Annotated in this window: 23 protein-coding genes; 10 read left to right on the top strand and 13 right to left on the bottom strand. The window is 63.5% G+C overall.

Going from position 1 to position 23,074, the window contains the following annotated elements:
• Positions 1 to 26: 26 nt before the first annotated feature.
• The 10 genes from AC54AF_RS18655 to AC54AF_RS18610 form a co-directional block, all read right to left on the bottom strand.
• Complete coding sequence (locus tag AC54AF_RS18655; RefSeq protein WP_496637728.1) at positions 27 to 569, bottom strand: hypothetical protein; 543 nt, start codon at positions 567 to 569, stop codon at positions 27 to 29.
• Between the two features lie 151 nt (positions 570 to 720).
• On the bottom strand, positions 721 to 1,785 hold the full coding sequence (locus AC54AF_RS18650; RefSeq protein WP_496637727.1) for a porin: 1,065 nt from the start codon (positions 1,783 to 1,785) through the stop codon (positions 721 to 723).
• A 975-nt stretch (positions 1,786 to 2,760) separates the two neighbouring features.
• On the bottom strand, positions 2,761 to 3,198 hold the full coding sequence (locus tag AC54AF_RS18645; protein ID WP_131689822.1) for a nuclear transport factor 2 family protein: 438 nt from the start codon (positions 3,196 to 3,198) through the stop codon (positions 2,761 to 2,763).
• The gene (locus AC54AF_RS18640; protein ID WP_496637726.1) at positions 3,195 to 3,962 is read right to left on the bottom strand and encodes an SDR family NAD(P)-dependent oxidoreductase; all 768 of its coding nucleotides are present in this window, start codon (positions 3,960 to 3,962) and stop codon (positions 3,195 to 3,197) included. Before AC54AF_RS18640 ends, AC54AF_RS18645 begins: the two co-directional genes overlap by 4 nt.
• A complete protein-coding gene (locus AC54AF_RS18635) occupies positions 3,959 to 4,519 on the bottom strand; it encodes a DUF3833 domain-containing protein (protein WP_496637725.1) in 561 nt (186 codons plus the stop codon). The genes AC54AF_RS18640 and AC54AF_RS18635 overlap by 4 nt, the downstream gene beginning before the upstream one ends.
• Entirely contained in the window at positions 4,507 to 5,790 is a 1,284-nt protein-coding gene (locus AC54AF_RS18630; RefSeq protein WP_496637724.1) for an MFS transporter, read from the bottom strand. The genes AC54AF_RS18635 and AC54AF_RS18630 overlap by 13 nt, the downstream gene beginning before the upstream one ends.
• Positions 5,787 to 6,335 (bottom strand): chalcone isomerase family protein, encoded by a 549-nt coding sequence (locus tag AC54AF_RS18625; RefSeq protein WP_496637723.1) that lies wholly within the window; start codon positions 6,333 to 6,335, stop codon positions 5,787 to 5,789. Before AC54AF_RS18625 ends, AC54AF_RS18630 begins: the two co-directional genes overlap by 4 nt.
• 2 nt (positions 6,336 to 6,337) lie before the next feature.
• Positions 6,338 to 7,501 (bottom strand): class I SAM-dependent methyltransferase, encoded by a 1,164-nt coding sequence (locus tag AC54AF_RS18620; protein WP_496637759.1) that lies wholly within the window; start codon positions 7,499 to 7,501, stop codon positions 6,338 to 6,340.
• An 80-nt stretch (positions 7,502 to 7,581) separates the two neighbouring features.
• Entirely contained in the window at positions 7,582 to 8,379 is a 798-nt protein-coding gene (locus AC54AF_RS18615; protein WP_496637722.1) for a DUF1365 domain-containing protein, read from the bottom strand.
• A complete protein-coding gene (locus tag AC54AF_RS18610) occupies positions 8,369 to 9,679 on the bottom strand; it encodes an NAD(P)/FAD-dependent oxidoreductase (protein WP_496637721.1) in 1,311 nt (436 codons plus the stop codon). The genes AC54AF_RS18615 and AC54AF_RS18610 overlap by 11 nt, the downstream gene beginning before the upstream one ends.
• A 165-nt stretch (positions 9,680 to 9,844) precedes the next feature.
• Between AC54AF_RS18610 and AC54AF_RS18605 the strand changes: the two genes are divergently transcribed.
• From AC54AF_RS18605 to rpoH, 5 genes are all read left to right on the top strand, one after another.
• Complete coding sequence (locus AC54AF_RS18605; protein WP_496637720.1) at positions 9,845 to 10,825, top strand: MerR family transcriptional regulator; 981 nt, start codon at positions 9,845 to 9,847, stop codon at positions 10,823 to 10,825.
• 164 nt (positions 10,826 to 10,989) lie between these two features.
• Positions 10,990 to 12,048, top strand: coding sequence for a signal recognition particle-docking protein FtsY (gene ftsY / locus AC54AF_RS18600; protein WP_496637719.1), 1,059 nt, complete (start codon positions 10,990 to 10,992; stop codon positions 12,046 to 12,048).
• An 8-nt stretch (positions 12,049 to 12,056) separates the two neighbouring features.
• Positions 12,057 to 12,800, top strand: a complete 744-nt coding sequence (locus tag AC54AF_RS18595) for a cell division ATP-binding protein FtsE (RefSeq protein ID WP_496637718.1) — start codon at positions 12,057 to 12,059, stop codon at positions 12,798 to 12,800.
• Positions 12,797 to 13,717: a permease-like cell division protein FtsX gene (gene ftsX, locus AC54AF_RS18590; protein WP_131689830.1), complete on the top strand. Its 921-nt coding sequence runs from the start codon at positions 12,797 to 12,799 to the stop codon at positions 13,715 to 13,717. Before AC54AF_RS18595 ends, ftsX begins: the two co-directional genes overlap by 4 nt.
• A gap of 405 nt (positions 13,718 to 14,122) precedes the next feature.
• Positions 14,123 to 15,016, top strand: coding sequence for an RNA polymerase sigma factor RpoH (gene rpoH / locus AC54AF_RS18585; protein WP_035824784.1), 894 nt, complete (start codon positions 14,123 to 14,125; stop codon positions 15,014 to 15,016).
• A gap of 90 nt (positions 15,017 to 15,106) precedes the next feature.
• On the opposite strand, the gene AC54AF_RS18580 is transcribed toward rpoH, so the two are convergent.
• Entirely contained in the window at positions 15,107 to 15,373 is a 267-nt protein-coding gene (locus AC54AF_RS18580) for a hypothetical protein (RefSeq protein ID WP_219116564.1), read from the bottom strand.
• Between the two features lie 178 nt (positions 15,374 to 15,551).
• On the opposite strand from AC54AF_RS18580, the gene AC54AF_RS18575 reads away from it, so the two are divergent.
• Positions 15,552 to 16,004, top strand: a complete 453-nt coding sequence (locus tag AC54AF_RS18575) for a hypothetical protein (RefSeq protein ID WP_496637717.1) — start codon at positions 15,552 to 15,554, stop codon at positions 16,002 to 16,004.
• On the opposite strand, the gene AC54AF_RS18570 is transcribed toward AC54AF_RS18575, so the two are convergent.
• Both AC54AF_RS18570 and AC54AF_RS18565 read right to left on the bottom strand, forming a co-directional pair.
• Complete coding sequence (locus AC54AF_RS18570; RefSeq protein ID WP_496637716.1) at positions 16,001 to 16,348, bottom strand: antibiotic biosynthesis monooxygenase family protein; 348 nt, start codon at positions 16,346 to 16,348, stop codon at positions 16,001 to 16,003. The genes AC54AF_RS18575 and AC54AF_RS18570 overlap by 4 nt on opposite strands.
• Positions 16,345 to 17,466, bottom strand: coding sequence for a cytochrome P450 (locus AC54AF_RS18565; RefSeq protein ID WP_496637715.1), 1,122 nt, complete (start codon positions 17,464 to 17,466; stop codon positions 16,345 to 16,347). The genes AC54AF_RS18570 and AC54AF_RS18565 overlap by 4 nt, the downstream gene beginning before the upstream one ends.
• A 76-nt stretch (positions 17,467 to 17,542) precedes the next feature.
• Here AC54AF_RS18565 and AC54AF_RS18560 point away from each other — a divergent pair, with 76 nt between their 5' ends.
• The 4 genes from AC54AF_RS18560 to AC54AF_RS18545 all read left to right on the top strand — a co-directional run bounded on the left by AC54AF_RS18560 (position 17,543) and on the right by AC54AF_RS18545 (position 23,015).
• Complete coding sequence (locus AC54AF_RS18560) at positions 17,543 to 18,241, top strand: ArsR/SmtB family transcription factor (protein ID WP_496637714.1); 699 nt, start codon at positions 17,543 to 17,545, stop codon at positions 18,239 to 18,241.
• Positions 18,238 to 18,969, top strand: coding sequence for an ABC transporter ATP-binding protein (locus AC54AF_RS18555; protein WP_496637713.1), 732 nt, complete (start codon positions 18,238 to 18,240; stop codon positions 18,967 to 18,969). Before AC54AF_RS18560 ends, AC54AF_RS18555 begins: the two co-directional genes overlap by 4 nt.
• Positions 18,966 to 21,290, top strand: coding sequence for a CPBP family intramembrane glutamic endopeptidase (locus tag AC54AF_RS18550; protein WP_496637712.1), 2,325 nt, complete (start codon positions 18,966 to 18,968; stop codon positions 21,288 to 21,290). The genes AC54AF_RS18555 and AC54AF_RS18550 overlap by 4 nt, the downstream gene beginning before the upstream one ends.
• An 84-nt stretch (positions 21,291 to 21,374) precedes the next feature.
• On the top strand, positions 21,375 to 23,015 hold the full coding sequence (locus AC54AF_RS18545; RefSeq protein ID WP_496637711.1) for a patatin-like phospholipase family protein: 1,641 nt from the start codon (positions 21,375 to 21,377) through the stop codon (positions 23,013 to 23,015).
• Positions 23,016 to 23,074: the final 59 nt, after the last annotated feature.

Raw genomic sequence — 23,074 nt, 5'->3', positions numbered from 1 at the left:
TTTTTCTTTTTGACAGCGGCAATCGCTCAGGCGGCGGGCGCGGGCGCGCTTTCCTCGGCAGGCACTGCCTCGGCGGGCACTTCCGGCACCGGCGGGCATGGCGTGCAATGCTTCAGGGGACGGCCGAAATCGCGCACGCGGCTCAGCTTCATGGGCATGCGCACGTTGCCGCCGCAGTAATCGCCTTCCAGGGTCAGGCTCTGCCCATCCCTGGAAAACTTGCCAACGATGGTGCGCTCTTCGCTGTCGGCGCCGGCGATGGTGAAGTCGAAGGCGCCCGTGGCCGCGTCCAGATTGACGTCGTTGGCCACGATGGGCCAGCTGAGGGCGCCCGCCGTGAATTCATAGATGACGGAATCGGCTTCGGCGAAGCGGTGCAGGGTCACGCGCTGACCGCCGATTTCGCCGCTATCCTTTTGCAGGCACAGGTCGGAGTAGACGGCTACGCCGTAACGCTCCAGTCCGGCCGGCTTCTTGCCCTTGACGGCAGCGACAGCAGCGCCCGTGGCGCCAGCAAGCAGCAGCGCGGCCAGCAGGGTGGCCAGGCGCGGCGAGGTGAATGAAGACATGGCATTCCTTTACTTGAGTAACGGCGCCATTATAACTGGCGCCGCACATGCAAAAACGCGCCGCCAGGACTAGCCTGGAGACGCGTTTCCTTGCTTATCAGCATCCCCGAAGGGATGCTGGCAGCGGTACTAAGCTTCGCTTGCGCGAATATTAGAACGAGTGACGAACACCAACGTTGAAGGCTTTGTCGCCCGTACCAACATTGCTGTTGTTACCAACGGTGTAGCCAGCGTTGTTTTTGTTCGAGATTTTAGCGTACGAAGCGTAGGTGCTGGTGCGCTTCGACAGAGCGTACGAGTAGCCCAGCGAGAACTGGTTAGCATCGGCGTTCGCGCTGTTTTTGTCGTTCACGTGGATAACCGAAGCCATCACGGTGCCTGCTGGACCAACTGGTACCGTTGCGCCGATCAGGGCGGTGGTGCTGTCGGTGCTGAAGCCAGCCGAGGTGTAGTTAAACGCGTCAACGTTGCCGTTGTTGCGGATGGCGCTGTTTTGGCCTTTGTTCACGCCGTATGCGACGTAAGCTTTAGCAACTGCGAAGTCGTAGTTAGCTGCAGCCAACCAGTTACGGCCGCTGCCAACTTCGGTCGTTGCGGTGTCGTTAGCGGTGTTGTTGTATGCCAGACGAGCATTCAAAGGACCGTTCGAGTAACCAACCGACGCGCCAATTTTACGGCCGATTTTGTTCGACTCAGCGTTTTCGCCGAAGGTGTAAGCCACGTCAGCGTCAAAGCCGCTGAAGTTTGGCGAGGTGTACAGCACGGTGTTGCTGGTGCGGGTGTTCGCTGGGAACAAGTTCTTGGCGGAACCAGCGTAGCCAGCTGCGAATGGATCAGCAACTTTCGACAGGGTGTTGTACCAAGGCGTGTATTGACGGCCCAGGGTCAGGGTACCGGTCGTTTTGCTGCTCAGACCCAGGTAAGCTTGACGATTGAACAGGGAGCCTGCAACGTCTTGTTGACCATTGTCAACGCCGAAGCCCGATTCCAGAACGAACAGTGCCGACAGGCCGCTGCCCAGATCTTCGGTGCCTTTGAAGCCGATACGGGAAGCCGAAGCAACGCCGCTGTCCAGTTTGTTAACGTTGCCCTTAACGCCGCCGCGCTCGCTGACGAAACCAGCGTCAACGGTACCGTAGATAACGACGCTCGATTGAGCTTGGGCTACGCCAGTGGCTGCTGCCAGAACTGCCAGGGTGATCAGAGTTTTTTTCATTGCGATTTCCTTTAATTTTGAAGCAAAAAGTAATACAGCCTATGCATCTCGAGCTGCGCTCTAGCAGAGCGCTTTTTATGAGTGAGGGCAAGGTCTCCACCTGCCACATTGCTGTTCCGGTCAGAGGAACAATTCATATCGGTATCGGCACGCTATTGCACCGATAAGCTTGAAGGCTGCAGAGCGACCGTATTTTCATGCGCCGGTTCGGTGCTCAAAGGGCACCGGAAGCGGCACTATAACGACCGTTTCACATTCCATCAAGTTCCAACATGTTACTTCCGGTACCAGGCCGAGTGCTTTTTCAGGCATCCCGGCCATCGCCAACCGTACTACGCGACAGAGCCAGTGCCCCTTGCCAACCAATGCATTGGCCTGATTGACCATTCCATCATAGCGCATGCCTTGTCGACACCCGTTGTATTAGTGCAACAGTATCAGGCGTGTGATTAAAACGTCAACACGATTTACCCCTCATCCGCCCTCGATGATTTACGCGACAAAGCGCACAATTTGTCAGGCGATAATGGATAAACGGGACGAAGCATACACGGCATCGCCAATGTTTGCTGCCGGATGCCCAAAAACGGGAAATAATGCGCCCTGTTTTGGTGCGTTGCCGCATTATTCAGGGGCGTAGGCGGCATTTTCGACGTCGGCGCGCGCTGTAGAAAAATAGGCAAAGTATCAACACAATTACTGACTTTGTGGTAATTTAAATTGCTCACATAGAAATGTTTTTCCCGTTTTCCAGCACGCGCGTCGGGTGCCGGCCGGAAACGGATGAGGACGACTCTTGCTTGCAAATTGCGCATCAGTTGAAACAATTTCTTACAATGTTGCCTTCTCAATATTTTGACATATTTGTGTCGAAAAAACGACACATTGACCGAAATCAAGTTTTCGCTGCCTCCATTCCACACAATTTACTTTTTCTTTTTCGCATTTTTTGCTTAAAAGCATCACGAAACCAGCTTAACGCTGGCTTGCGCGCCGGAGCATGCGCATGAAAGAGCCCAGCACCGGCAATTTTTCATACAATTCTTCCGCCGCATCCCAATAATCGCGGTGCAATACCACCCGTCCCTGGGCATCGAAACGCACATGTGTTGCGCCACGGATACATTGTTCGCCAGAGACAAGACGTTTCATGCGGAAGCGGAACTCCCACGTCAGGAACGCTTGCTCCCCCTGCCCCAGGCTTTCCAGCACGACAAACCGGGGCGCATCGACTTGCACGAACATGTGCTCGAAGATGGCCAGGATGGCGGCATGCCCCACCACCTCGTTGAACGGGTCCTTGAAGCGGGCGTCTGGCGCATACACGGCGCCCAGCTGGGCCAGGCTCTCCAGGCTCAGGTGCTCATAAAACGCCACCAGGCGCGCCAGCGCACCTTCCATGGTTGCGCTCATAGGCCCGTCACCTTGCGGATCAGCCAAAAATAGACGCGGTACGGCAGCAGCCGCGCCAGGCGCATGCTATTGGTAAAGCGCTTCGGGAAGTGGATGTGAAACTGGCCCCGCTCGATGCCGTCGAGCATGGCGGCGGCCGCGTCGCGCGCCGTCATCAGGGCCGGCATGCTGAAATCATTGTTCGCCGTCAGGGGCGTGGCCACGAAGCCGGGATTGATTTGATACACACCGATGCCGCGCGGATGCAGATCCAGGTATAGCGACTCCGTCAGGTTGATCAGCGCCGCCTTGCTGGCGCCGTACGCTAGCGCTTTCGGCAAGCCGCCATAACCGGCCACCGAGCCGACGATGCCGATGCCGCCGCAGCCCTGGCGCAACAGCCAAGGCAAGGCCTGCTCCAGGCAATTGAACACGCCGCCCACATTCAAGGCCAGCAAGCTCTGGGCCGCCTCGAGGTCGAAACTATCGGCGCGCATGGCCTGATAGCCGCCAGCGACAACCAGTATCAGGTCGATATGCGTCCACTGCTGCGTGAGTTCGGCACAGACGGCCCGCAGCTGCGGCGGCTGGGTAATATCGAGCGGCAAGGCCTGCGCCAGCGAGTACCCCTCGCATAGCCGCTCCAGGCTGGCACGGTGGCGGGCGGACAAGGCCACGCAGGCGCCCTGCTCCAGCAGCAGGGTGGCGCAGGCTGCGCCAATGCCGCTGGAAGCGCCGATGATCCACACGCGCTTGCCCGCCCAGCTGGTGATCTTGCGATTCATGGGGCCGCCTGTGGACGCTTGCTGAACGATAAAGTGACGGCGCCCAGGCTGACGCCGAACTTGCTCATGGCGGCGCGATTGAGCATGACCTTGTCATCCATCAGGAACATCCAGTCCTCGAAGTCGACGTGGTAGACCGTGCCATCGACGGGCAGCGCCAGCACGTATTGCCAGCGCAGCGCATTGCCAGCCACTTCGCCGACGGCCTCGCCGATCACGTCGGGCGCCGTGCCGATGAAGCGCCCGGGCGCCGTCTTGCGCAAGGTCCACACGCGCCGCTGTTTGCTGCCGTCCGAATACGTGAAGTCTTCATCCAGAGTGCCCGTCTCACCCGCCCAGCTGGCCCGCATCACCACGGTGAAACGCTTGACCACCTTGCCGGAGCGGTCCTGGAAGATGCCGTGGGCGTCGAGCGTGCCGTTGAAGTACTGTTGCAAGTCCAGCTTCGGCAATTCCTGCGCGTACGTGGCCGGGGTGGGCGGCGTGGAACAGGCGGCCAGCGCCAGCAGCAAGGCGGCCGCCGTCATGCCGCGCCGGCAATATTTCATGAGGTACATGGTCGCTTCTCCCCGGGTTCACTATATATATGTTGTAGAGGCGCGCGCCACAGCAGCAGCGCGGCCAGCAGTTTCAAGGCGCAGGGCAGCAAGGCGTAGGCCGCCGCCAGGGCCGGCAAGCCGCCGCCGCCGCTGCCCGGCACATAACCGAGCCAGGCCAGCAGGGGCAAGGCGATGCCAGCCGCCAGGGCCAGGCTCATCTGCACGCCCCAGTTCCACCAGCCGAAATATGCCGCCTCATGCCGCCCGGCATGGCCGGCCGCGCCGATCAGCCCAGCCAGCAGGGCCGGCGGCAAGGCCAGGTCGGCGCCCAGCGCCAGGCCCGACAGCAGGCAGATACTGGCAAAGCCCCAGGCGGCGCCCTCGCCCAGGCCATATGCCCAGACAAACACGGTCGCGGCCAGCAGCATGGCGCCGCCCCAGGCGCGCGCTTCGCCAAAACGGCGCGCCAGGGCCACCCACGCGGGCATCGAGGCGGCCGCCGCGCAAAAGTAGACGATCAGGAACGGTCCTGCGTAATGCCCCAGGCGCAAGTAGTCGCTGGCAAAGAACAGGAACAGGGTGGCGGGAATGGCGGCTGCCACGCCGTTGACAAGCAGGATGGCAAACAGCCAGCGAAACGCGCGCTGGCGAAACGGCAGGCGCCAGGCGCCGGCGGGCAGCACCTCCATACCTTGGCGCAAGGCCGGACGCGGCGCTCGCGCCAGCAGCAGCGCGCCCGCCGCCAGCAGGCAGACGGCAAAGGCCAGCGACAAGCCGTCATAGCCGAACACGGAAGTCAGGCCCGCCGCCAGGATCACGCCGAGCAAGCCGCAGCCTTCGCGCACGGCCGTCACCCGCGCCCGCTGCGCGCGCGCCTGGCTCAAGGCCGCGCCCCAGCTCTGGTGCGCGATGCCGGCCAGGCCGTAGGCGGCGTAGACGAGCAGCAAGGCGGCCAGGAACCAGGCCAGGGTGGCCCCATGCGACAGCGACGGCGGATGGAACAGGGCGCCAAATCCCAGCAGCAGCAAGGGCAGCGACGCAGCGACATAGACGGCATAGCTGCGCCTGCCACGCGCCATCCAGGCACCGAGGGCCGGATCGATGAAGGCGGCCGCGATGCGGGCCGCCAGCAGCACGGCGCCGATCTGCGCCAGGTCAAGACTGCTGCGCTGCGCATAAAACGGCGCGACATATATATAGATGGGCAGCGCCAGCATGGCCAGCGGCAAGCCGAACAGGCCATAACTGAACAAGGCAGGCAAGGTCAAGGCGCTGGCCCCGGCGTTCATGGCAGCGGCGCCGCACTCTGCAGCAAGGACGCGCGCAGCTTCGGCGCCGTGGTCGACGGCGAGAGCCAGATGGCAAAAAAGGCGCGCGCGAAGTCACCATCGCTGACGTCAGCCAGCACCTTGCCATCGAGATAAAAGCGCACGCCGGGAGCGATGCCGGCCCGGTGGACGCCCGCGATGCGCTGGTCTTCCTTAACATCAGGAAAGATGCGCTGCATGGTGCCCAGCCACGCCAAGCGCTGCGCTTCCGTGCCCGCGCCGATTTTCTGCATCTGTTCGTAGCTGGCTTCGGCGATCTTCTTGCCGTCGAGTGCGCGCGCGTAGCGCAGTTCCAGCACAAACGGCGCCGTTGCCGACGCCGCGCCCTGGTAGCCTTGCGGGCCCACCCACAGTTGCGCCCGATAAATACGCATGCCGAACCACGTGTATTCGCCCTCGCCCGCCAGGCGGGCCTCGGGCACGTCGGCAGCGATAAAGGCAGGCGGCGCGGCTGTGGCACCGGACATGGTCAACGACAGCACGGCAGTGGCAAGCAGGCGGCGCATGGTCAGTCCTTGATCAGGGTAAATTGCATCACATCCGTGTTGTGCGCCTGGAAGGCGGCCTCGCAGTACGCGAGGTAAAACTCCCAGGTCAGCAGGAAACGGCTATCGAAAGCCTGCTTTTCCAGCGCCGTGCGCTGGGCCAGGAAGCTGGCGCGCCACTGGCGCAGGGTTTCCGCGTAATCGAGGCCAAAGCTGAAGGCGTCCGCCACGCGCAAGCCCTGCGCCTCGGCGGCGCGGCGAAACTCGGCCGGCGATGGCAGCATGCCGCCCGGGAAAATGTACTGTTGAATGAAATCCGTGCTCTTGCTGTAGCGCTCGAACAGTTCGTCGGCGATGACGATGGTCTGGATGCAGGCACGTCCGCCCGGCTTCAGGTTGCGCGCCACACACTCGAAATAACCGGGCCAGTAGCTTTGCCCCACGGCTTCGAACATCTCGATCGAGGCGATGGCGTCGTACTGGCCGTGGCTGTCGCGGTAGTCGCACAGCTGCAGGTCGGCCTGCGCCGCCAGCCCCGCATCCTGCAGGCGCTCACGCGCATACGCAAGTTGCTCCGTGGATAAAGTCAGACCCGTCACGTGCGCGCCATGGTCGCGCGCCGCCGTTTCCGCAAAGCCGCCCCAGCCGCAGCCGATTTCCAGCACGCGCTGGCCCGGCTGCAGCTGCAACTGCTCCGCAATGCGCCGGTATTTGGCACCCTGCGCCTGCTCCAGGCTGGCGCCTTCGCTAAACAGGGCGCTCGAATACGTCATCGATGGATCCAGCCACAGCTGATAAAAGGCGTTGCCGATGTCGTAATGGGCATGGATATTCTTCTTGCTGCCGGCACGCGAATTGCGGTTGAGAAAATGCTTGGCCTTGTACGCCAGGTTGCCCCACCAGTTGCCGTAGATCAGGGATTCGATCTGCGCGCGATTGCGTATCATCAATTCGATCAGACCCGGCAAATTGTCCGTGCGCCAGTCGCCGGCGATAAACGTTTCCGCAAAGCCGATGTCACCCGAGCGCAGGACGGCCGCGCACAGCCGCCAGTTATGCAAGTCCAGGGTGACGGGATGGCTGCCGTCGCCGTACTGCAGGACGCTGCCATCAGGCGTGCGCAGGCGCAGGGCGCCGTATTGCAACTTTTGCAGCAGGCGCACAATCATGCGCCCGGAGGCGGGCATGTCCAGGTGCGTGTGGTCGTGCGAGTGCGCGGGGCACGCGCTGCTGCGCGCATGCAGGCCGGTCGGCAGGGAATCGGAGCTCATCGGGACACCTTTTCTTGTGGAGGGTGGGGTTTGCTGAAAAACGGCACGCGGCGCAGCCACAGGCGCAAGGCTTGCCAATGGATGCGCGCCATCACGCCAAACGTCATCAGGGGGTAGCGCAGCAAGGCCCAGGCGATGGCGCCATCGCGCAGCGGCTGCGCCGTGCCGGCCAGGCTCGTCTGCAGCAGCGGGCCGTCGAGGTCCTCGTAATCGACCCGCGCCAGGTGGCGTTCGCCACCCTGCTCGCTATTGCGCAGGAAACGGAAGCGGTACTGGCCTTCCACCTTGCAAAATGGCGATACGTGGAAAATTTTCTTGGCGACCAGTTCGCTGCCATACGCGATGGCGCCGCCCTGCTCGAGCAAGTACAGATGCCGCTCGCCAAAGGTATTGCGCACATCGCACACCACGGCCCGCAGCGCGCCGTCAAGCCGGTGGCAAAACCAGAAACTGACGGGATTGAAGACATAGCCGAACATGCGCGGCATGCTTTGCAGCCAGATTTCGCCGTCCGCATCGACCACGCCATGCTGGCGCAGCAAGCCATCGATCCACTCGAGCAGCGGCGTCGCGCCATCGCCGTGGTCGCTGTCGCGGAAGGACAGCACATTGGCGCCGTTGCGCGAAATCAGGCGTGCCGGGAAATCCTGCACCCCCATGCTGCGCAAGGGCAGACGCAGATAAAACATGCCATATGCAAAAGCATGCGCGCGCGGACGCAGACGCGCATGGCGCACCCGTCCCAGACATAGCTGGGGCTGCGGCGGCACGGGCAGCGAGGAGTCACGCGGCATGACCAAACTCCGCCGCCATACCATTGAGCGCTTGCGCCACGGCCAGGCCCGACTTCAAGCCGTCTTCATGGAAACCGTAGCCCGTCCAGGCGCCCGCAAACCACGTGTGCTGCGCGCCCTGGAAACCGGCCAGACGCGCCTGGGCGGCAATGGCCGCGCCATCGAACACGGGGTGGGCATACGAAAACGCGTCGAGAATGGTCGCTGGATCGGGCTCGTCGAGCGGATTGAGCGAAACGATGACGGGCGTGGTGAACGGCAAGGGCTGCAACTGGTTCAGTAAATAATGCACGCACACTTGCGGCGCCTCGCCTTCTTCCACTGCCGGCCGGCCCTGGTAATTCCAGGCCGACCAGGCACGGCGACGCTGCGGCAGGCAGGACGCATCCGTATGCAGCACAGCCCGGTTCGGCTGGTAGCGCACGGCTTCGAGCACGGAGCGCTCGTCGTCGCGGATATCTCCCAGCAGGGCCAGCGACTGGTCGCTGTGGCAAGCGAGCACGACGTGATCGACATGCTCGACGCCGGCAGCCGTGTGCAGCTCGACCATGCGGGCGCCGCCGTGCGGCTGGCGGCGCACGGCCAGCACGGGGCAGGCCAGGCGCTGCTGCGGAATGCCCGCCAGCAGTTTTTCCACGTACACGCGCGCGCCGCCCCGCACCGTGCGCCATTGTGGCCGGTCGCTCACTTGCAGCAAGCCATGGTTGTGGCAGAAACGGATGAATGTGGCCAGCGGAAAGGCCAGCATCTGGCGCGCCGGGCACGACCAGATACAGGCGGCCATCGGCAGCAGATACCAGTGGCGGAACTCGTCGCCATAGCCGTGCAGGTCGAGAAACTCGCCCAGCGACAGGGCCGGCGCCGGCGCGCTGGCCGTGGCCAGGGCGCTGGCTTGCCGGTTGAAACGCACGATATCGCGCAGCATGCGCAAGAAGGCGGGGCGCAGCAGATTGCTGCGCTGGGTAAACACGGTATCGAAATTGGCGCCCGCCCATTCCAGCACGCGGGCATCGGGTGTGGTGCCCAGCGGCATCTTCACGGAGAACGACATGTCGCTGTCGGCCGCCTCGACGCCGAGTTCGTCAAACAGTTGCACCAGGTTCGGGTAGGTGGCGTGGTTGAACACGAGAAACCCCGTGTCGACGCCATGCGTGACGCCATCGAGCGTGACATCCACTGTATGGCTGTGGCCGCCAAAGTAGTCGCCCGCCTCATACAAGGTGACGTCCTGGCCCGCTTGCGCCAGGCGATAGGCACACGACAATCCTGCAATTCCTGCTCCGACGACGGCAATTTTCATGAGTACACCTGTATTAAGTTTGTCCTGGACAAAACGATCCTCATGATAATCGATGAAATATTGATTTATGTCAATGAGTGCCCCCACCCGTTCACAAACTTGTACGCCGGCCATTTCCAATCGGATTCAGCTATTTGGTCAGGGGCGGCGGAAGGCGTAAAATGCATGCCACGTTCTTCCGCAAGCGAGCAAAGCCACCCTGGTATGGATACTGACCTGCAACCTACTTCCGCCTTCAGCATCAGCGATGTCGAACGCGACACCGGGCTGGCCAAGGAAACCTTGCGTGTATGGGAGCGCCGCTACGCCTTTCCCCAGCCCTGGCGCGACGCCTTTGGCGAGCGCAGCTATCCGGCCGAGCAAGTGCAGAAATTGCGCATGGTCAAGCGCCTGCTGGACCTCGGATTTCGTCCGGGAAAAATCATGCAGCACAGCACCGCGCAATTGCAGCAGCTGGCCAGCGCCGGCAGCGCGGCGCCGTCCTTGCCGCAACCGCAACTGGCGCACTACCTGGCCCTGTGCCGCGGCCACCAGATGGCGGGATTGGCTGATGCCCTGCGCCAGGCGCTGGCCGTGCTGGGGCTGAAAGCCTTCACCATCGACGTCGTCGCCCCCCTCACCGGCATGGTGGGCGAGGCGTGGGCGTGCGGCGAACTGGCCGTGTATGAAGAGCATCTGTATAGCGAAACCTTGCAAACGGTGATGCGCCACGCCATCTTTTCCCTGCCACAAGCAAGCAGCCCGTCCACGCGCTCGCCGCGCATCGTCCTCAGTACCTTGCCGCAGGAACGCCATGGCCTGGGGCTGCTGATGGCCGAGGCGCTGTGCGCGGCGGCCGGCGCCCATTGCATGTCGCTGGGCGTGGAAACGCCGCTGACCGACATCGTCGCGGCCGCCCGCGCGCAGCGGGCCGACATCGTGGCGCTGTCGTTTTCCAGTGCCAGCAAGCAAAGGCAGACGCGCGACAGCCTGCAGCAGCTGCATGCAAGCTTGCCACCAAGCATGGAATTGTGGGCCGGGGGACGCAGTCCCGTCCTGACCAAGCAGCCGCCGGCCTTTTTGCACGTGCTGGACTTGCGGCAAGTCGACGAAAGCATCGCCGACTGGCGCCGCCGCCACCAGGCGCACGCCCTGCAAACCCACTGATCCGGCTGGAAAGCGCGGCAACTGCGGCGATCTCCGTGGATAGCCGCGCAATGTTGCCAATCGAACAGTAAAGCATGAAGGGCCGGGCGCGCTCTGGTAGAATAGCCCGTAACACAGTGTCCGGCGCCGCCGGGCCTTAGGTCAGCACCCGCCACCACACATCCATGTTTAGTTTCTTCAAGAAAAAACCCATCGCTCCCGAGGCTGCGCCAGCCGAGCCTCCCGTCCTTCCCGCCGCCACGCCGCCTGCGCCGCAGCCTGCCGCTACGCCACTGAGCGGTGCGCCGGCCGAGCGCGTGCCCGTGATCGTGGCCGCCGAACCCGAGAAAAAATCGTGGATGACGCGCCTGAAGGCAGGCCTGTCGAAAACCTCGAATACCTTGTCCGTGCTGTTCGTCGGCGCAAAGATCGACGAGGCCCTGTACGAAGAGCTGGAAGCGGCGCTGCTGATGTCCGACGCCGGCATCGACGCCACCGAATTTTTGCTCACGGAATTGAAGAAAAAGGTCAAGGAAGACAAGCTGCTCGACGCCGCCGCCGTCAAGGCCGCGCTGAAAGTGCTGCTGATCGACCTGCTCTCGCCGCTGGAAAAGCGCTTCGAGCTGGGCCGCCACAAGCCGCTGGTGATGATGATTTCCGGCGTGAATGGCGCCGGCAAGACCACCACCATCGGCAAGCTGGCCAAGCACATGCAGTCGAACAATCAATCCGTGCTGCTGGCTGCGGGCGACACCTTCCGCGCTGCCGCGCGCGAGCAGCTGATGGTGTGGGGCGAGCGCAACAACGTCACCGTGATTTCGCAGGAATCGGGCGACCCGGCCGCCGTGGCCTACGACTCGGTGCAATCGGCGAAGGCGCGCGGCATCGACGTGGTGATGGTCGATACGGCAGGACGCTTGCCGACACAGTTGCACCTGATGGAGGAATTGAAGAAAATCAAGCGCGTGATCGGCAAGGGCATGGAGGGCGCGCCGCATGAAACCCTGCTCGTCATCGACGGCAACACGGGCCAGAATGCCCTCACGCAAGTGAAGGCCTTCGACGATGCCCTGCAATTGAGCGGCCTGGTGATCACCAAGCTGGACGGTACCGCCAAGGGCGGCGTGCTGGCGGCGATTGCCCGCGTACGCCCCGTGCCCGTGTATTTCATCGGCATCGGTGAGAAAATTGAAGACTTGCAGCCTTTCGTGGCTGCCGAATTTGTCGAAGCGCTGCTCGGATAAGCCTATACATGATTGAATTTCAGCACGTCTCCAAGCAATACTCCGCCGACGCCGTCGCGCTCAGCGACATTTCGCTCAATATTGCCAAAGGCGAGCTGGTATTTTTAGCGGGCCCGTCCGGCGCCGGCAAATCCACCTTGCTGAAAATGATCGCCGCCATGGAACGCCCCACGTCGGGCAAGCTGATCGTCAATGGCCAGGACATGGCGAAGATCAAGCCGGCCGGCGTGCCCTTCCTGCGCCGCAACATGGGCCTGATCTTCCAGCAGCAAAAATTATTGAACGACCGCTCCATCCTGGCCAACGTCATGCTGCCGCTGCTCGTCGTCGGCGCGCATAAAGTTGCCGCGGAACAGCGCGCCCGCGCCGCGCTCGACAAAGTGGGACTGCTGGACCGCGCCATGGCGCGTCCGCTGTCGCTGTCGGGCGGCGAGCAGCAGCGCGTGTCGATCGCGCGCGCCATCGTCAACCGGCCGCAGATCATCCTGGCCGACGAACCGACGGCCAACCTGGACCGCGCCAGCGCCAATAAGGTGCTCGACGCCCTGAAAGCATTTCATTCAGTGGGCGTGACCTGCCTCATTTCCAGCCACGACGAACAGATGCTCGACGCCGCCGCCCGCGTGATCCACCTGAAAAACGGCCAGCTGGTGGCCATCGACAAGGCCACCCAGGCGCCCGTCTTCGCCCCGCCCGATCCCGATTTCGCGCCCTCCCCCGGCCCGGACGACGCGCAGGGAGAGCAGGCATGAGAGGCTGGTTCCGTCAACACCGCTTCGCCTTCGGTTCGGCGCTGATTCATTTGCGCAAGTCGCCGGGCGGCTTCTTGCTGAACGTGCTCGTCGTCGCGATCGCCCTGTCGCTGCCATTCGCCGGCTTGACCATGCTCGACAATGTGCGCCCGATGTCGGAGCAGATGTCCGTCGACCCGGAAATCAGCGTCTTCCTGAAGATCGACACGCCACGCGAGCAAGCCGTGGCCCTGGCTGGCGCCATGCGCAAGATCGTCGGCGAGCAAAAGGCGAAGATCGTCTTCATCCCGCGCGAACAGGCGCTGGACTCGCTGAAAAACAAGAGCGGCCTGGCCGACGTGCTCAGCACCCTGGGCGACAATCCCTTGCCCGACAGTTATGTATTGAAACTCGATGCCTTCAGCAGCGCCAGCGAGGCGCAGGATGTCGATGCGGTGGCGGAACAGTTGCGCCAGTTGCCATTCGTGGAATCGGCGCAAGTCGATTCGGCCTGGGTCAAGCGCCTGGCGGCCTTGCTGGGCGTACTGCGCCTGGTGCTGCTGCTGCTGGCGATCACCCTGGGCGTGGCCGTGATCGCCGTGGTCTTCAATACCATCCGCTTGCAGGTGATGCAGCAGCGCGATGAAATCAGCATCTCGAAGCTGATCGGCGCCACCGACACCTTCATCCACCGCCCTTTCTACTACACAGGCGCCCTGCTGGGCCTGTGCGCCGGTGCGCTGGCCCTGGGCGCCGTGGCACTGGCCTTGCAGCCGCTGAATACCGCGATTGCCGAGTTTGCCCGCCTGTATGCGTCCGAATTCCAGCTGGTGCCGCTGGCGCCGCTGCCGATGGCTGGCTTGCTGGCCATCAGCGCCGGCCTGGGCCTGATCGGCGCCTTCCTCTGCGTGCAGCGCCACCTGGCGCGCCTGAACTGATCTTCCCTCCCATGGCGGCGCTCCTGGCGTCGCCATGCGCCGCGTCATCCTTATACTGCTGTTATCTTGATATTAAACAAGTATTCTTAAGGCTCGCTTCAGCCAAAGGCCGTAGACTAGCCTTGTTGTCGTGAAGCGCTATCTCGCGATGTTCAGACATATATATCAAGCATTCATTCGCCATAGTATTTAGGCTATCAGATCGATTAAATGTGCTGATTGGCACTCGCAAGCAGAGAGTGCTAATATAGGGACATACCAACAGCAGAACCGCCATGGACGCCAGATGAAGATGGTGCCGCGATCTGCAAAGTGCAAGACCGAATACGCAAACAGACAAGTGGATCACGTCGCGTGACGTGGCCAACGGGAACAAAGCAAGACTACGAGGGAGAAAACATGACTATGATGTCCGCAACGTCCGCCTTAGTGCCGACCAAAAGTAATGCGCTGGGCCTCGGGTTCACTGGCAATCTGGGCAATATCGACGCCTATATTTCGGCCGTGAACCGCCTGCCCATGTTGACCCATGACGAAGAAATTTCGCTGGCGACACGCCTGCGTGAAAAAAATGACCTGGCCGCCGCGCAAGAACTGGTGCTGTCGCACCTGCGCCTGGTGGTCTCGATTGCCCGCGGCTACCTGGGCTATGGCTTGCCGCATGCCGACCTGATTCAGGAAGGCAATATCGGCTTGATGAAAGCCGTGAAACGCTTCGATCCGGATCAGGGCGTGCGCCTGGTGTCGTACGCCATGCACTGGGTGAAAGCCGAGATGCACGAGTACATCCTGAAAAACTGGCGCCTGGTCAAGGTCGCGACGACGAAGGCACAGCGCAAGCTGTTCTTCAACCTGCGCAGCCACAAGACGGGCCTCGATGCGATGACGCCGAAGCAGATCGATGCGCTGGCCAAGCTGCTCGACGTGAAGCGCGAAGAAGTGATCGAAATGGAAACGCGCTTGAGCGGCCGCGACATCGCGCTGGAATCGCCGACCGACGATGAAGACGACAAGTTTTCGCCGATCGCCTACCTGTCGTCGGAGCAAAGCGAGCCGACCAAGGTGCTGGAAGCGGAACAAGTGACGCGCCTGCAATCGGAAGGTCTGGAAACGGCCTTGAGCAAGCTGGACGCCCGTTCGCGCCGCATCATCGAAGCGCGCTGGCTGGCCAACGACGACGGCTCCGGCGCCACCCTGCACGCTTTGGCTGAAGAGTTCGGCGTATCGGCCGAGCGCATCCGCCAGATCGAAGTGGCTGCGCTGAAAAAAATGAAGGGCGCCCTGGCCGCCTGGGTGTAGTCGAAAGCAATGCCGTAATGCAAAAGGCGCCGCAAGGCGCCTTTTAGTTTTGAGCTTTGATATTTATCAACAGATAAACATTGTCGACCGTTAAGCTGCAGCCAGGCCCTTGACGAGGACTTCGGCAACCAATTCATTCAGATCCGCGCCGCGCTCCTTGGCCAGGGTCTGCAATTGCAGCACCAGATCGCTGTTCAGCTTGACGGCGAATGGCACCAGGCCCAGGGCCTGATCGCGCTTGCGCTGCTCACGGCGGTCGACGACGACCGCTTCCTTACCGAATGCACCGGCGCCGGGAACATTCATCTTTCCCATCAGTTTCTTGGCATCGCTTTTCGCCAGGGCAGTTTTTTTCATGGTTGTTTCCTGATTTTCAAAACAGCCATTCTACGCAGTAATCGGCGCGCCGCGTGGCCGGCGCATCAATTCATCCACAGCGCGTCAATAGGGCGCCGGAAAAATATCATTTTGCTACTATCATTTCATCCCTCGCGTGAACAAGCACGCCGGGGACGCTCCACCTGAAAGGAAAAACATGCCTTACCTGACCCGCTCTTACCGCACCATGCTGCTCCCCCTGTTCTTCGCCTGCCTGGCCGTGCTGGCTGGCTGCGGCGCGGCCGGCAGCGCCGGCGACGCGGAAAACACGCCGCGCAGCGTCACCCACGTGCTCTCGCCGGGCGAACAGGTCGCCATCACGGCCACCGATACCCTGAAACTGGAGCGCGTCAACGACAGCCGCTGCCGCAAGGGCGCCGTGTGCGTGTGGAAAGGCTACGTCAGCTACAGTTTCAGTCTGCTCAACAGCGCTGGCGCGACCGATATCGTCTTGTCCGATTCCATGCCCGGCGCCGCCAGTTCCGTCACCGTCAACCACCTGACGTTCACCCTGCTCGACGTCGACCCGGCCACGCCGCCCGCCCTCGACGCGGGCGCGCCCACGTACCGGGTCAAAGTGAAAATCACGCAGGGCGCGCTGCCCCGCTAGCCTTCGTGGCGCTGGCGGCTGTCGGCCGGCGCCTGTTGCCGGTCCAGCATGCCGTAATCGCGCACGACGCCGGCGATGCGCAGCCGGTAATCGTCAAACACGCCCTGCCGGCCGGCCGATTGCGCCGCGCGGTGCGCTTCCAGCTGCCGCCACTGCGCCAGCGCCGCCTCGTCGCGGAAAAACGAGAGCGACAGCAATTTGCCTGGCTCGCTCAAGCTGCTGAAGCGCTCGATGGAAATGAAACCGTCCACTTCATCGAGCAGGGGTCGCAGCGCGGCGGCCAGGTCCAGGTACTGCTGGCGGCCATCGGCGCTGGGCCAGACTTCGAAAATCACGGCAATCATGCTATTTCTCCCGTATTAAAAACAGGGATGCGGGCGTTCAGCGACGGCAGATAGCGCCATGCCAGCGGCATGCCTTGCAGCCCATCGGCCCAAGCCTGCAGACAAGCTGTGGCGGTGGCGTGCGCAATGGACTGGCCCGGACAGACGTGGCGGCCATGGCCAAAGCCGAACTCCGCCTGGCCGGCGCTGGCCAGCACGACGACGATCATCTGCCCGGCCGGCACGCGCACGCCGTTGAATTCCATGGCATCCGCCGTGTAGCGGCGCGTGTTGTGAATGGCGGGATCACGCTGGCTGACCTCGCGCAGCATGGCCGGCCATCGCTGCGGCGTTGCGCGCAGTTGCGGCAACAAATCCGGCTGCGTGCGCAAGGCAACGATGGCATTGCCCAGCAAGCCGGCCGTGGCATCGCACGTCTGCGACAGCAGACCCACGAGGTTGGCCAGCACGCCGTCTCCCATGGCATCGGCCTCTGCCACGATAGCGTGCAGCAAGCTGCCGGGCCTCACGTCGCCCTCGCCCTCGCGCAGCAGGCGGCGAAAACTGTGCAGCAAGGCATCGGCAGCCACCTGTGCGCCGGCCAGTTGGACTCCATTGCTCAGCGGCGACAGGCAGGCGACAAAATCGCGCGTCCAGGCAGCCAGCGCCGGCCATTGCGCTGGCGCAAAGCCCAGCAAGTGCGCCATGGCAAACAGGGGCAACTCAAAAATCGCCTCGTTCAGCTGCGCGGCGCTGCCGGGCACGCGCTCGCTGGCAATCTGCAGCACCCGCTCCTGCAGGCGCGCCAGATCCACCTGGCCCAGCGCGCGCGCCAGCACCTGTTTCGGCACGGCATGCCGTTCGCCATCGTTCATGCGCACCAGTTCCGCAAAAACCGCGCCGCACGGCGTGCCCGCCAGAGTATCCGGCACCGGCTGGCCGGTCGGCCGCACGCGGCAAGCGGAATGCGTGAGCACGGCCAGCACGCCGGCCGCGCCCGTCGCCAGCCAGCAATCGAGCTGCGCATCGAATCGCAGCGGCGGACCGTCCGCCAGGCGGCGATAGTAATCATACGGCGCCGCGTGGGTGACGGCTAAGAAAGGGTCGGCGGGGTCGATAACAAAGTCGGCGAGCGGCATGCGCATTCCATTGCAGTGATGAAGGGAGCCGAGTATGCTGCCCCTTCGACCACAACACTTCGCCGGGGAACGAATCATGGATGACAGCCATCAACATCGCACGGCCGACATGGGACTGGCGCAACTGGCCGGCGCCATCGCCGAACCGGCCCGCGCGCGCATGCTGTGCAGCCTGCTCGATGGCCGTGCCCGCACGGCGACGGAGTTGGCGGCGCTGGCCGAGGTGGGCGCCTCGACGGCCAGCGCGCATCTGGCGCGCCTGCGCGAGGATGGCTTGCTGTCCATGCTGGCGCAAGGCAAGCACCGCTATTACCGCCTGGCCAGCGTGGAGGTGGGCCAGGCCCTCGAAGCGCTGCTGGTAGTGGCCGGCGTGGCGGCAACGCCGTTTCTGCCCACCACGCCGGAGCGATTGCGCCATGCACGCACCTGCTACGACCACATGGCCGGCACGGTGGCCGTCGCTCTGCACGACCAGTTGCACGCGCAAGGCTGGCTGTTGGAAGATGGCGACGATTACCGGCTATCGGAAGCGGGCGCGGCCCGCATGGCGGCCCTGGGTATTGACGTGCCGCAAATGCAGCGCCAGCGCCGCCGCTTCGCCTGTGCCTGCCTGGACTGGAGCGAACGGCGGGCTCACCTGGGCGGCGCGCTGGGGGCCGCCATCCTGCAGCTGGCCCTGCGCCAGCGCTGGGCCGAGCGCGAACTCGACAGCCGTGCCCTGCGTCTCACGCCCGCTGGCGAGGGGCGCCTGCTGGCCGCCCTGGGGGCACCATGATCGCCTTCGAAGGTTTGTCCAAACAGTACGGCACGTTCGAGGCCGTCAAGCCATTGACCTTGCAGGTGAGCAAAGGAGAGGTCTTCGGCTTCCTGGGCCCGAATGGGGCCGGCAAGACCACCACCATCCGCATGCTGATGGGCATCCTCGTGCCCAGCGCCGGCCGCGTGCTGGTCGATGGCCTCGATTGCCACCGCGATGGCGCCGCCGTCAAGCGCAAGGTGGGCTACCTGCCCGACAACCCCATCTTTTACGATTATCTGCGCGGGCGTGAAATCCTGCAATTCGTGGCTGAAATGCATGGTTTTCCCCGCGCGGAAGCGGCCGCCCGCGCGGCGCGCCTGTTGACGGAGTTCGGCCTGGACGAGGCAAGCGAGGATTTCGCCGTCAATTACTCGCTGGGCATGAAGAAAAAACTGGGCCTGGCTTGCGCGCTGATCCACGATCCAGCCGTGCTGATCCTCGATGAACCAATCAACGGCCTCGACCCGCGTGCCTCGCGCGACGTGCAGGAACGCCTGCTGCGCCGCGCCGCCGCCGGCACCACGATCTTCGTTTCCACGCATTTGCTGGACATGGCGCAAAAGCTGTGCAGCCGGGTTGCCATCATCCACCGGGGCACCCTGGTCGCCACGGGCAGCCTGGACGATATCCGCCGGCAGCTGTCCAGCGATGGCAGCCTGGAAGACCTCTTCCTGCAACTCACCGATGAGACGTCGACGGCATGACACCGGCGCCGCCCACCGCCTGGCGCGCCGTCTGGCTGCTGACCCGCTTGCGCCTGCAGCGCCTGCTCAACGTCAGCGGCCGGGGGCTTTCCTTCAAGAAAAACAATACAAGCCGCCCGGCCACGCCGGGCAAGCGTGGCGGACGCTGGCTGCTGGGCGCGCTGCTATTGCTGCCCATGCTGTTTTCCTTCGGCAGCATCGCCCGCCATAGCGTACTGAACATGCATTGTTTGCTGGACCAGGTCGCCGCCTGCCAGGCACGCGGCGGCCTGCACACAAGCGACCTCCTGCTCGATTCCGTCATCGCGCAGCTGATGGCCACGCCCTTCAGCGTGGCGCTGATCGGTGGCCTGACCCTGCAGCTGGGGCTGCTGTGGCTGGTCAGCGTCCTGCTGCCGCTGGGCATGGGAGAACTGTCGCAGCCGGACTGGGACCTGGAATGGCTGGTCACCCTGCCCGTCGAAAAAAGCACCTTGCTGTGGGCGCGCGTGCTCGAACGCACGCTCGTCAATCCGGCCGGCTTGCTGGCCCTGTGGCCCAGCACGACAGCCATCGCCTGGTACTCGGGCCAGGGCTGGCTTGCGCCACTGTCAGGCCTGCTCGCCAGCCTGGTCCTGCTGGCCCTGGCCGCCATGCTGCGCACCCTGGTCGACACGGGCTTGCGCCTGTCGCTCAGTCCGTCCCAGCTGGGCAATCTGCAGGCAGCGATCTCGCTGGCGGGCTTGTTGCCCATGTATATGGGCATGTCGTTTGGCATGGGCACGGGCGGCTTCGCGTATGCGTGGGCGGCCGCCATGCCCGCCTGGAGCGGCTGGACGCCGCCGGGCCTGCTGTTGCGCCTGCTTAATGCATCTGACGTGGCGGCCCTGCTGCTGCCAGCCGCCCTGCTGATGGCGCAAGTGTTGCCGTTGATGTGGCTGGGCATGGCCATCCTGCGCCGCCAGCTGCGCCACGGCGTGGTGGGCGCGGGCCAGCGCGAAAGCGCGCGCAAGCAGGCGCAGGCGCTGCCTCCAATACGCCGGTGGCGCCCGCGCATCGGCACGGCGATCCAGCGGCGTGAGCTGACGTTACTCTTGCGCGACCGCAATTTTCTCGTGCAGACCCTGCTGATGCCCTTGCTGATCCTCGGTGGCCAGGCCCTGTTTACGGGCCAGGCGCGCGACCTGCACGCGCTGCTGGAGCATCCCGTCCTGCTGGCCTCCACCGGCTTTTTCCTCGGCACCTATGTGCTGCTGATGTCGGCCTTCCAGACGCTGAACAAGGAAGGTGGCGCGCTGTGGCTGCTATACACGTTTCCCGTCGCCATCGAACAGGCGCTGCGGCAAAAGGCGCAGCTGTGGGCCATGCTGGCCCTGCTGTATCCTTTGACCCTGTTCGGCGCGGCGCTGGCCTGGCTGCCCGCATGGTCGTGGCAAACGGCGGCCTTGCTGCTGCTGGCCCTGGCCGGCATTCCCTTGTACTCGCTGATTGCCGTGGCGCTGGGCGTGTTTGCCAGCGACCCGCTGGCCACGGAAACAAGGGCAAAGGTGCGCCCCACGTATATGTACCTGTATTTGCTGCTGACCAGCCTGTACATCGCCGCGCTGGCCGCCGGCAGCCTGGTGCAGCAACTGGTGTTTGTCGTGCTCACGGGCGCGCTGGCCGTGGCCATATGGCAAAAAGCGCGCGATGCGCTGCCCTACCTGCTCGATCCTGCCGCCTCGCCGCCGGCCAGAATAGCGGCGGCCGATGGCCTGATCGCCGCCATGCTGTTTTTTATGCTGCAAACACTGGCCTTGATCCTGCTCAAAGCGACCAGTGCGGCGCCGCTGGCGCAGCTGGCCATCGCCTCCGGCGCGGCCGGCGCGCTCACGTATGCGCTGCTGCGCCTCGTCTACTGGCGCGCCAGGACGGCCGGCGTGCCGCGCATCGGACAGGGGCGCCAGCCGTGGCGCCGGGGAGGCGCGGGCGCCTGTGTCGCGGTCCTGTTCGGCATCGGCTACGCGGCCCTGCTGCCGCCGGCCGCTTCGCCATTGATACAGATCAATGGCAACGGGCTGTGGCTGCTGGCCCTGGGCGTGCTGGCCGCGCCCCTGTGCGAGGAATTCCTCTTCCGCGGCTTGCTGCAGGGCGGCTTGCGCCGCTCGCTGCCGGCCTGGCAAGCGATCGGCATCGCCGCCGCGCTGTTTGCCATCGTGCATCCACCGGCCGCCATGCTGCCCGTCTTCGTGCTGGGCCTGTGCACGGGCATCGCGTACGAGCGCAGCGGATCGCTGCTGGCGCCCATGCTCGTGCATGCGCTCTACAACGCTGCCATGCTCGGATACCAGCTGAGTAGGTGATTGTTCCCGGCTTTGCTAGAATCGCACACGTTTCCGTCCGTATCCCAACCAATGACTACGCACAGATCGCGCATGAACCCACTTTTGTTTGCACCACTCTTCCTCGCTGCGCTCTTGAGCGGCTGCACGGTACTCGCCCTGCGCCCCAACAGCGGCGTCGAAAACCGCACGTTTACCGTGCAGGAAACCCCGCGCCTGCGCATCGACGCGCCCAAGGCACGCATCCAGAATCCCATGCCCAATGACCACTTCATCGGCATCGCCCTGTCCGGCGGGGGCAGCCGCGCAGCCAATTTCTCGGCCGCCTCGCTGGAGCAGCTGGAACAGTTCGGCCTCGTCAGCGGCGCCTCGGCCATCTCCGGCGTGTCGGGCGGCGCCATCGCGGGCGGCTACTATGCGCTGCATGGCAAGCAGACGGACTGGCCCTTGTTGCGCAGCAAGCTGAAAACGGATTTCTTTGGCCAGACCATTTTGAAACCGGCCAACCTGACAACGATGTTGTTAACAAACAAGACGCGCACCTCGTTCCTGTCCGACGTGCTGGACGATGTGCTGTACGACAAGAAAACCTACCAGGACTTGCCGCACGACGGCCCCATCTTCCTGGCCAACGCGACGGACGCCACCGATGGCGGCAAGCGCGTGGTGTTTTCCTACGAGTATTTTTACAGCACCCTGCATTCGCCGATCCAGGATATTCGCCTGGCCACGGCCGTGGCCACCTCGGCCGCCTTTCCCGGCGTGTTCGACTCCGTCACTTTCGAGCGTTTCCGTCCGAAAAACAGTTTCGTGCCGGAACTCGGTTCCGAGTCGCGCGAATCGCCGTCCTACGTGCACCTGTTCGATGGCGGCGCGGCCGACAACCTGGGCGTGGAAACCCTGTGGGACGTGGCCCTGACGCAGCTGTACGGCAACGACATGGCCGTCGTGCCGCCGCGTCTGAACAGCAAGCCCTTCATCCTCATTTCCATCGATGCCAACGCGCCCAATTCCAGCGCCGTATTCGAAAAGATGTCGGACGAGCGCCAGCCGCTGGACCGCATCTTCAACAAGAATATCTACGATGCCGTCGACGCCCTGTTTTCGCGCCAGCGCAAGGAAAATCTCGTCAAGATGGGCTTTGGGCAAGCCCGCTTCGATACCATCACGCATGAAAACTTTGGCGACCTGAGCCAGAAATTCGTCAAGGGCAAGCGCACCTCGGCCTTTGCCATCCCCGTGCTGTGCCGCCCCCACCTGGGCCAGTACCGCTGCGAAGTCGATGCGGCCGATCCCTTGCCCGGCCAGATCCGCACGCGGCTGGAAGGCTTTGCCTGGCATATTTCCATCGACCAGATCGCCTCGCTGGCGCTGCGCCTGGCCAGCGAGGACGTGCACGTCGACGGTGCGCGCAAGGAAGAGCGCGCCGCCCTCGTCAAGCTGCAGCGCCTGGCCACGCAGACGAAAACCCATCTGAAGCTGACGGGCCCGGAAAATTGCAGCCCGGAAGTATTGCAATCAGCGCTATACAGCGCCGCGCGCGTGCTGATCCTCGATGACGAGGAATCGCGCTTTGCCCTGTGCGATTACATGCTGGCGGGCCAGCTGATCAATGACGACACCGTCTGCAAGCAGCGCTATGTGCACGCGGTGCCCCGCTTCGCCATCGAAAGCGAAGATTTGCAGTACCGCAACCTGAGTTCGGACGGCAATTCCGTGAACGTGCCCATACGCTGCAAGAAGTGAGCGCATCGGCATAGGGGGCGGCCCTGAAGGGCCGCTCCCCTGCCACACCACCCGGCATG

This window comes from Janthinobacterium sp. JF4, assembly GCF_059617925.1.
Note: the sequence above shows the minus strand (reverse complement) of the source record. Positions and strands in the feature narration are given on the sequence as shown.